Origin of the sequence: Microbacterium sp. UBA837 (assembly GCF_002296025.1) — a bacterium.
Taxonomy (GTDB): Bacteria; Actinomycetota; Actinomycetes; order Actinomycetales; family Microbacteriaceae; genus Microbacterium.
In genome coordinates, this window is the sequence record NZ_DBHD01000130.1 from 1 (window position 1) to 9,823 (window position 9,823).

The 9,823-nt window shown below is 68.1% G+C and carries 7 protein-coding genes and 1 pseudogene; 1 reads left to right on the forward strand and 7 read right to left on the reverse strand.

The genetic code is table 11. The features are described from left to right. From B3587_RS09600 to B3587_RS09620, 5 genes and pseudogenes are all read right to left on the reverse strand, one after another. A pseudogene (locus B3587_RS09600) lies at positions 1 to 324 on the reverse strand (ABC transporter permease); the annotation flags it as partial. Next, the gene (locus B3587_RS09605; RefSeq protein ID WP_292728157.1) at positions 321 to 1,277 is read right to left on the reverse strand and encodes an ABC transporter ATP-binding protein; all 957 of its coding nucleotides are present in this window, start codon (positions 1,275 to 1,277) and stop codon (positions 321 to 323) included. The pseudogene B3587_RS09600 and the gene B3587_RS09605, both read right to left, overlap by 4 nt. A gap of 60 nt (positions 1,278 to 1,337) precedes the next feature. After that, entirely contained in the window at positions 1,338 to 3,041 is a 1,704-nt protein-coding gene (locus B3587_RS09610; protein WP_292728159.1) for a sensor histidine kinase, read from the reverse strand. 1 nt (position 3,042) lies between these two features. Next, complete coding sequence (locus B3587_RS09615) at positions 3,043 to 4,704, reverse strand: sensor histidine kinase (protein ID WP_292728161.1); 1,662 nt, start codon at positions 4,702 to 4,704, stop codon at positions 3,043 to 3,045. 104 nt (positions 4,705 to 4,808) lie between these two features. Further along, positions 4,809 to 5,816, reverse strand: coding sequence for a glycerophosphodiester phosphodiesterase family protein (locus B3587_RS09620; protein WP_292728163.1), 1,008 nt, complete (start codon positions 5,814 to 5,816; stop codon positions 4,809 to 4,811). Positions 5,817 to 5,936: 120 nt separating this feature from the next. On the opposite strand from B3587_RS09620, the gene B3587_RS09625 reads away from it, so the two are divergent. Then, positions 5,937 to 6,854, forward strand: coding sequence for a Bax inhibitor-1/YccA family protein (locus tag B3587_RS09625; RefSeq protein WP_292728165.1), 918 nt, complete (start codon positions 5,937 to 5,939; stop codon positions 6,852 to 6,854). Between the two features lie 85 nt (positions 6,855 to 6,939). Here B3587_RS09625 and B3587_RS09630 read toward each other — a convergent pair whose 3' ends face one another. Further along, positions 6,940 to 8,358, reverse strand: coding sequence for a glycosyltransferase family 4 protein (locus tag B3587_RS09630; protein WP_292728167.1), 1,419 nt, complete (start codon positions 8,356 to 8,358; stop codon positions 6,940 to 6,942). A gap of 34 nt (positions 8,359 to 8,392) precedes the next feature. Then, positions 8,393 to 9,823: glutamine-hydrolyzing GMP synthase (gene guaA, locus B3587_RS09635; protein WP_292728169.1), on the reverse strand; the 1,431-nt coding region annotated here is incomplete at its 5' end.

Here is a 9,823-nt window from a genome sequence, read left to right on the forward strand (position 1 = left end):
GAACTTGGCGAGCACGATCTCGGCTGTCGTCGCGAGCGTCACCTGCACGGGCGCGAGGTTCGCGGCATCCCGATCACCGTTGATCGCGTTGCCCGACAGGGTGGGCGAGACGAGGACCGCCAGCAGCAGCACGACGAAGACCACAACGGAGTAGACGCCGGCGCCCGCGCCCGCGCCCCCCGCGTACGAGAACGACAGCAACGACAGGGCCGTGACCACGACGAGGATCGCGGCGAACACGCCGAGCATCACGTACCAGGCGACGCTGCGCACCCGCTGGGTCAGATCGAGACGGACAAGTGTCCACAGGCGCGACCCGCTCATGCGCTCTCACCTCCGCGAAGGTCGAGGAAGGTCTGTTCCAGATCCCCGACGGCGGGGGCGAACTCGGTCACCGCGACGCCGCGTTCGACGAGTCGACGCAGCGCCCCCGCGGCGTCGTCGTCCGTCGCGAGCGCGATCAGCAGATCCGACCGGTCGATGCGCACCGCATCCGCCGGCCATTCGAGCGCCGCGGCAACCGATGCGACGGCATCCGTCGGCTGGCCGAGGACCCGGATTCGCCAGTCGCGGGTGCGCCGCCCGGCGATCGCCGCGCCAGCCTCCACGGAGCTGCCCTCGAGAAGGAACACCGCATCATCGATGACCTCCTCGAGCTCTGCGAGCACATGGCTGGACACGAGCACCGTGCGGCCCTCAGCGGCGAACCGGCGCAGCAGGTGCCGGAGCTCGACGCGGGCAGCAGGGTCGAGCCCCGATGCGGGTTCGTCGAGCAGGAGCACGCGCGGGTCGTGCACGAGCGCGCGCGCAAGCCCGAGACGTTGCTTCTGTCCGCGTGAGAGCACGCGAGCCGGCGCGGTGGCGAGCGAGGTCAGTTCGACGAGCTCGAGAAGCTCGTCCGCGCGCGCCCTGGCAGCATCCTTCGGAAGGTCGTGCAGTCGCCCCGTGACGATCAGCGTCTCCCGGGCGGACAGCGCCCCCCAGGTGCCCAGGGAGTCCGGCATCCAACCGAGGAGCGCACGCGCCGCGTGGGGCTGCTCGATCGGATCCACGTCACCGATGCGGATCGTGCCGGCGTCCGGAGTCAGCAGCGAGGCGAGCATGAGGAACAGTGTCGTCTTGCCCGAGCCGTTGGGGCCGACAAGACCCGTGACGGCTCCCGCGCGCGCACGCAACGAGACGTCGCGGACCGCCTCGACCCTGCCGAACGAGCGACGCAAACCGGTCGCGACAATGCCCGTCGCTACAGCTCCGGTCGGATCAGTGGCGGCATCCATGGTGCCACCCTACGCGAGGCTTTCAGCGCCTCGCGGACCCCGACGGCACGATGGAAACCGTCAGCCCAGCGCGCCCGCGGCGGGACTCGCCGGCGGCAGGGTGAGGCGTGCACGGGTCCCGCCTGAAGGCCCGGGCTCGAGTTCGATCGAGATGCCGTTCGCATCGGCGAGGTTCCGCGCGATCGAGAGACCGAGCCCCACCCCCGGCACCGCCTGCTCACGGGCGAAGTCGGTGCGGTAGAACCGGTCGAACGCACGCCGCCGCTCACTGTCGCTCATGCCGACACCACTGTCTGTGATCTCGATCATCGGCCGATCCCGCTCGCGGCTGGCGTGCACCGCCACAGTGGCACCGCGGGGCGAAAGGAGCACGGCGTTTCGCAGAAGCTCCTCGATGATGCCGCCCAGACTGCGGGCATCCACGCTCGCGTTCTGCACGCCGTGATCGGTGAAGGCCACGGTCACCTCGTGCTCACGGGCGAGGGACGAAAGGCGCTCGATCACGTCCCCGACGGTCAGGGCGACGCTCGTCGTGTTCGGGAGCGCGCGTACCGACGTACGGTACGCCGAGAGCAGATGTTCGACGGTGGTGAACAGGCGCTGTGCGGCCGAATCCACCCGTTCGAGGCGGGCTGCCACCCGGGGAGAGACCTCCTCGGTCTGCGCCAGTTCCGTCTCTCCCATGAGCACGGTCAGCGGGGTTCGCAGTTCGTGGTTCACGGCATCCAGGAAGCGATCGCGCACCTCGATCGCCTCCACGAGGTCGGTGACGTCGTGGGCGATGAGGACCGTGCCCAGGGGCTCACCGCCCCGGAAGATCGGCCTGGCCGAATAGCTCACCGCGACCTGGTCGGAGTCGCCGAGCCACGCGACGCGGCCGCGCACCTCGCCGCTGCGGGCGAGTGCCGTCACGGTCTGTGGCGAGGGGAACAGCGGCGTCCTTCGATCTGCGGAGTAGATCTTTCGACCGGCCAGCGCGGGTTCTCCGGTCAAGTCGATTCCGGCCAGTCGGGCCAGGCGACGGGCGGCGTCGTTCGCCGTGAGGACGCTCCCATCAGGGCCGAAGACCAGAACGGCGTTATCGGTGGCCTCGGAAACTGCCTGCAGGATGGCCGAAAGGCGCTCCCTCGCCTCGGCTGCTGCCTCCGAGGAAGCAAGGGCGGCCTCACGGTTGGCGACCTCGCGTCGAAGTTGATGACCGGTCCCGAACGCCGAGAGTGCGATGAGCGCAGCGAACGCGAGGAACAACCCGAACGCGATCCACTCAGGCGCGGAGTCCGGCGCGCGACCCGCACTGATTGAAGGCATGAGGGGAATCGCCCCCGCGAGCAGGATGCCGACGACGATCGGGGGCAGCGAGAACCCCGCGCCGAGCCAGACCAGCGGGAAGACCATCATGAAGCCGATGCCGTCGACCACCTCGAGGGCATCGTTGCGGATCAGCGGGATACCGACGAGCGCCGCGAGAGGGATGAGCGCGATCCACCCCGTATGCGACTGCGGCTGCACCCGCGCCAGGATGCCGCTGGCGATCGCCCCGGCAAGGATGAGGCCGAGACCGGCGAGCGCAGCCGGCGTGAGCACACCGTTGCCGTAGATCTGTGCGACTGCCGTGACCCCGACGGCGGCTGCGAGCAACGCGAGCTGTGTCCAGGGCTGGGTTCGCAGCGACAGCACGATGCGTGCCCCGGGGTCCGATGGCACGCGCGGGCCATCGGCGGTGGGCAGCCGTTCCCCCCCGCCGTGCCGCAGGCGACCATCCATGTCAGCTCACCCCTTGCACACGGATCTCCGTCGAATCGTCACGCGTCATCCGACTCCTCGGCGGCGGCAGTGATCGGGTCAGCCGTGGCGCACGGAAGCACGAGGCGCGCGAGAGTCCCCCGCCTACTGCGGGGAGCAACTCGACACCGATACCGGCCTGGTCGGCGAGTTTCTTCGCTATCGACAGGCCCACCCCGGCGCCCGGTATCGCGTTGTCACGCGCATAGTCGGATCGGTAGAACCTCTCGAACGCACGACCGCGCTCCGTCTCTGTCATCCCGACGCCGGTATCGCGGATCTCGACGACGGGACGACTGTCACCCAGAACGTCGGTGCTGACGACGACTTCGCCGCCGGCCGGTGTGAACCGAATCGCGTGGACGAGGATCTCCGTCAAGATGGCGCGGAACGCGCGCGTGTCGACGTGCGAGTGGCCGACAGCCCGACTACTCACGCGCAGCGTGAAACCGCACTCGTCGGCAAGGGGGCGATGGGTGGCGACGGTGTCGCCTGTGATGATCGCAACCTCGGCAGTGTCCCGCAGCATCGCCACCGACTCGCGGCCTGCAGCGGTCAGGTGTTCCACCGTCGTGAGCAGACGACTCGCTGCGGCGTCTATCGCCGCGAGGCGGCTCGCGACCGACTCAGGGACATCGCTCATGAGGGCGAGATCGGTCTCACCGAGCAGAACGGTCAGCGGCGTTCGCAGCTCGTGCCCGACGGAGTCGAGGAAGCGATCGCGCACCTCGATGCCCTCCACCAGTTCGGTGACGTCGTGGGCGATGATGGCTGCGCCGACGAGCTCACCCTCCGTGGCGATCGGGAACATCCGGTAATGCACCGCGACCTGATCGCCGGGCGCCCCCAGCCACGCGACGTGTTCGATCGTGAACATCCGATCGATGATGGTCTTCACCGCCTCATCGGGGAAGGTCACGGGGCTGAGGCGATCGGCAGCGAACACGCGGTGATCACCCAATCCCGGTCGGCGGAAGTCGAGCCTCGCCTGCCATGCCAGGCGTCGTGCCGTCGCGTTGATCCGCAGGAGCGCACCGGCACGGTCGAAGACGGCCACGGCATCTTCGGTCCCCTCCTCGATAGCGGTCATCGTCGCGACATCCGCAGCCCGCGCCCGGGACTCCTCCCGCAGCCGCTCCATCGTCGCGTCGGTCGCACGCTGGTTCTCACGCAGCTGCCGACCGACGACGTATGCAGACGTCGCGAACACCGCCATGACGATGGGTGCCAACACGAACGGAACCCAGTCCACAGCCTCTTGCGGCCAGGAGTCGGTCGCCAGCGCGTGGGATGCGGGGACGGATGCCGACACGAGCACACCGATCACGATCGACACCGGATCGAAGGCGACCGCCAACCAGCTCAGTGGGAGGATCACCAGGGCACTGGCCAGCTGCAGGTCGTGAGACAGCGGTGCGGCGATGACGGCGATGGCGACGATGTCGATCAACGGAACAACCGCGAGCCACCGGGTGTCGACGGAGGTCTCGCGCCGTTCAACCCAAAACACGACGATGGTCCCACCGATGAGGGCCGCGAGAGAGATCGCTACGGGAACAACCAACGGGGACCCATCGACGACGACTCCGGCGACGAGCGTCACCGTGGATATCAGGACGATCGCCACCTGTGCCCACGGCTGCACACGGAGTGTATCCGCGTGCGTCCCGGCCACCGCAATCACCCCCTGCCGCACCCTGCCGTGCCGCCGTTACCGTGGGCTTAGGCTCCCGCGCCGTACCCGGAGTGTCAACCCCCCTCGCCGATCGGTTCGGTGCCAAACACTTCGACGCCGAGGTCGGCATGATCTACGAAGACACCGTCAAGACCCGCCCGCGCGAGCACTGCCCATTCGCTGCGCCAGTCGCCGTAGTCCGCGAGATCGCCCGTACGGAACGGGGGCAGGAGGAACGCGTTCTCGGGACGACACGTCCAGGTGAAGACAGCCAGCCCCCGCTCGTGCGCCCGGGCGACCACAGGTGCCGGACCCGTCGCGCGACCCTCGGCATCCGGCGCGAGGATGACGGTCTTGTCGGGGCTGATCCCGTCGACATGGGCGGCGAGGACATCCAATCCCTCGGGCGTCATCCATTCGGTGTAGCTCCGCGAGGTCGGGTCCGTGAGCTGATCGGCGGGGATGCCGCCCGCTTCGAGCAGGAACACCAGTTCGGCGTGCGTCCCGCGCTCGCGCAGTCGGCGAAGGATCGTCAGTTCGAACGACTCGATCACGACCCGACGACCCTTCCATCCTGTCGAGGCGAGCTCGGTGTCCAGAAGCGCTGCCATGTCGTGGCCGCACTCCGCGAAGTAGGACGCGTGCTTGACCTCGATCACCGGGATGACCTCCCGACCGCGAGCGCGATGCTCATCGAGCAGCGCAAGCAGGTCACGAAGACGCAGCAGGGGCTCCTGGTCGTCGAAGGAGGCGCTTCCCGGGCGGATGCCGGGAATCCGCTCCCGGCATCGGAGGGTCGCAAGCTCGTCCCAGGTGAAGTCCTCGGCGAACCATCCCACGTGGTCGAGTCCATCGATGCGTTTGGTCGTGCGGCGCTGCGCGAACTCCGGATGATCTGCGACATCGGTCGACGTCGACAGTTCGTTCTCGTGGCGGATGACGAGGATCCCGTCGTTCGAGACGACGATGTCGGGTTCCACGGCATCCACGCCCATCTCGATCGCCAGCTCATAGGAGCCGCGCGTGTGTTCGGGGCGGTAGCCGGGCGCACCGCGGTGGCCGATGATGAGGGGCCTGCTCACGCGCTCAGGCTAGTCGTTCATAGCGGCTTCACAGCGGTCGCCGGTCATACGAGCGCACCCATCCGATACCCTTGATCAACAGCAGACGGCTGTTTTTCACGAACTTTGGAGTGTGAACTCGTGGCGGCTGGAAACAACCCCGCATTCAACAACCCCGCGTTCCAGGAGCAAGGCGCGGGCCGCGCTTACCCGACGAGCGGCCAGCCCGGTTTCGGAGCGCAGACGAAGTACGCGCCCCCGGCTGCGGCAACTGACGCCGCCGTCGACGCTCAGCTGGAAGGTGCCTACGCAGCACCGTCGGCCGGTGCGATCGAGACCGGACGGATGACTGTCGAAGACACCGTCATCAAGACGATCGGCCTGTTCGCCATCCTGCTGGTGACCGCTGTCGCCGGGTGGATGTGGACGATGGCACCGGTCACGGCGACCAACCCGAACCCGACGATGGTGCCGTGGATCATCGGTGCGCTCGGCGGGTTTGTCCTCGCGATGGTCGTGATCTTCACGTCCCGCAAGAAGATCCGCCCCGCGCTGATCTGGGGCTACGCGGCCTTCGAGGGTCTGTTCATCGGTGCCATCTCGGCGTTCTTCGAGTTCATCTGGCCCGGCATCGTCATCCAGGCCACGATCGGTACCCTCGCGGTTGTCGGCGTGACGCTCGCCCTGTTCGCGAGCGGCAAGGTGCGCGCTTCCAAGAAGGCCACCAAGGTCTTCATGATCGCGATGATCGGCTACCTGGTCTTCTCGCTGGTCAACGTGATGCTGATGATCTTCAATGTCCCGATTGCCGGCGGCGCCTTCGGCATGCTCAGCGAAGTGAAGATCTTCGGCATCCCGCTCGGCGTGATCATCGGCATCCTGGTTGTCATCATGGCGGCATACTCGCTCGTGCTCGATTTCGACTCGATCCAGCAGGGTGTGCGCAACGGCGCCCCGCGCCAGTACGCGTGGCTCGGCGCCTTCGGCATCATGGTCACCGTCGTGTGGCTGTACGTCGAGATCCTGCGAATCCTCGCGATCCTGCGCGGCAGCAACTGACGCACTGATCCGCTGATGGGCCGCCCCACTCCTCGGAGTCGGGCGGCCCTTCTGCATCCGAGTGCCCGCGGGGCGCGGGCGGGTGTCAGCGGCTGACGGGATCAGCGAGGGCGGCGCGAACGGCCGTCCCGAGGGCGCGCATGGATGCCGCAGCATCCATCGCCGCGGCAGCGGCTCGTCCCGAGGCCGAAAGCTCCGCACGGCGCTCGCGATCCGAGAGCACGTCGATGAGCGCCGCGGCGAGGGCGTCGATGTCGCCGTCTGGGACGAGCACCCCGCCCCCGTGCGCGAGCGTGTCGCGGGGCCCGTAGGGCATGTCGTACGCGACGACGGGCACGCCGGCCGCGAGCGCCTCGAGAACCACCAGCGGCTGTCCCTCGTTCGTGCTGGCGAGCACAAACACATCGGCGGATGCCCACGCCTGCGTCTCAGGATCGGCGACGTGACCGATCCACTTGACAGCATCCTCAACGCCCAGCTCGGTCGCGAGAGCGCGCAGTTCGGCGCCCGAAGCGCCGTCGCCGTACACGAATAGGTGCGCGGCAGGCACCGCGGCACGAACCGCAGGAAGCGCCCGCAGCACATGATCGACACGCTTCCGAGGAATGAGCGAGTTCAGGATGACGATGCGACCAGAAACGGGATCGCTCGGCGCCGACACGACCGGCGCAGGATGCGGCACGACGAACGATCGCAGCCGCTGCGCGCCGAAGCGGCGCTCGACGTCGTCGCGTTGTGAGGGCGTGAGCCACAGCACACCGTCGAACCGGTCGGCGATTTCGAACCACCGCTCCCACGCGGCATCCATCGGCGAGTCCCATCGGAGCGGAGAGAGCACATGGCAGGCGTGCGTCGTGTGCAGCACGCGGATGCCGGCATCCAGCGGCGGATCCCCTGCGGTTACCAGGGTCTCCCCGATCTGCCGCGCCTCGCACAGCACCACCGGCACTCGATCTTGGCCTGGGGTGGCTTCGGCCGCGACGGCGTTCAGCCAGGCACGGTAAAGACCGCCGAACCCCGGCAGCCATCCGATCACGGCGCCCTTGTCGTAGACCCGAACCGGAGCGTCAGTCAGGTGCCACGCGGCGTCACCACTCACAACCGGCAGGTCGAGCACCGGCGCGCCCGAGTCATCGACGATCGGCCGTGTCGGCCACGGGGATGACGGCACCGGCCCCGGAATCGCCGCGCGCCGCAGCCACGACGGATTGGAGCGTACGTCATCGAACAGATTCCGAAGGCTCTCCCGGCTTCCCAGGAGCCCCCTACGCACCCACTCGGCTCGATGAGCGTCGTGGTCGGCGGTCTCACCGGGGTCGACGGTCAGGAGCGTGACGTCAGCGCCTGCCGCGGCCATGTCGATGGCCCGCCGGAGCACCGAAATCGTGAAACCACCGTCGCGGTCAGGAACGAGCCGGGACGCGAGAATCAGGTACCGCGCCGCCGGCAACGCGCCGCCGCCGGGGGCTACTCCCACTCGCCCGCTCCCGCGGTCGAGTTCCACACAGCACCTCCGTCGAGCGGGAACGCCGCAAGCGTCACTCCCACTCGATAGTCCCCGGGGGCTTGGAGGTGACATCCAGCACGACGCGATTGACCTCACGCACCTCATTCGTGATGCGGTTCGAGATGCGGGAGAGAACGTCGTACGGCAACCGCGTCCAGTCGGCGGTCATCGCATCTTCGCTCGAGACGGGACGCAGCACGATCGGGTGCCCGTACGTACGCCCGTCGCCCTGGACACCCACCGACCGCACGTCGGCGAGGAGCACGACCGGGCACTGCCAGATCTCGGCATCCAGCCCCGCCTTCGTCAGCTCTTCGCGAGCGATGGCGTCGGCATCACGCAGGATCTCGAGGCGGTCAGCGGTGACCTCACCCACGATGCGGATGCCAAGACCGGGCCCCGGAAAGGGCTGGCGGCCGACGATGACCTCAGGAAGCCCCAATTCACGTCCGATCGCGCGCACCTCGTCTTTGAAGAGGGTGCGCAGCGGCTCGACGAGGTCGAACTGCAGGTCTTCGGGAAGCCCACCGACGTTGTGGTGGCTCTTGATGTTCGCCGTACCGGCACCGCCACCGGACTCGACGACATCCGGGTAGAGCGTGCCCTGCACGAGGAAGCGGATGGGTTCGCCGTCGGCCTTGGCCTCATCCACGAGTTCGCGCTGGACGCGCTCGAACGCGCGGATGAACTCGCGACCGATGATCTTGCGCTTCTCTTCGGGGTCGCTGACTCCGGCGAGCGCGTCGAGGAACGTCTCGCGCGCGTCCACGGTCACGAGGCGCACACCGGTCGAGGCCACGTAGTCCTGCTCCACCTGCTCGCGCTCGCCCTTGCGCAGCAGGCCGTGGTCGACGAACACGGCAACCAGCTGATCGCCGACAGCCTTGTGCACGAGGGCTGTCGAGACAGCGGAATCGACCCCACCCGAGAGCGCCGAGAGCACCCGACCCGAGCCGACCTGTGCGCGGATCCGGTCGACCTGCTCGGCGATGACGTTGCCGCTGTTCCAGTCCGCAGGAAGTCCCGCAGCCTTGTGCAGGAAGTTCTCGATGATGCGCTGCCCGTGGTCGGAGTGCTTGACCTCGGGATGCCACTGCACACCGTACATGCGGCGAGCGTCGTTGCCGAAAGCGGCGACCGGGGTGGCACCGGTGCGGGCAAGTACCTCGAACCCGGCGGGGGCTTCGGACACCTGGTCACCATGGCTCATCCAGACGTTCTGCTCCGCGGGCTGGCCATCGAACAGTACGCTCTCGTCACGGATGATGCTGGCGTCAGTCGCCCCGTACTCGCGCAGCCCCGTGTTCGCAACGACGCCACCGAGCGCCTGCGCCATGACCTGGAATCCGTAGCAGATGCCAAGGGTCGGAACGCCCAGGTCGAACACCGCCGGGTCGAGCGTCGGCGCGCCGGGCTCGTACACCGATGACGGTCCACCCGACAGGATGATGCCGATCGGGTC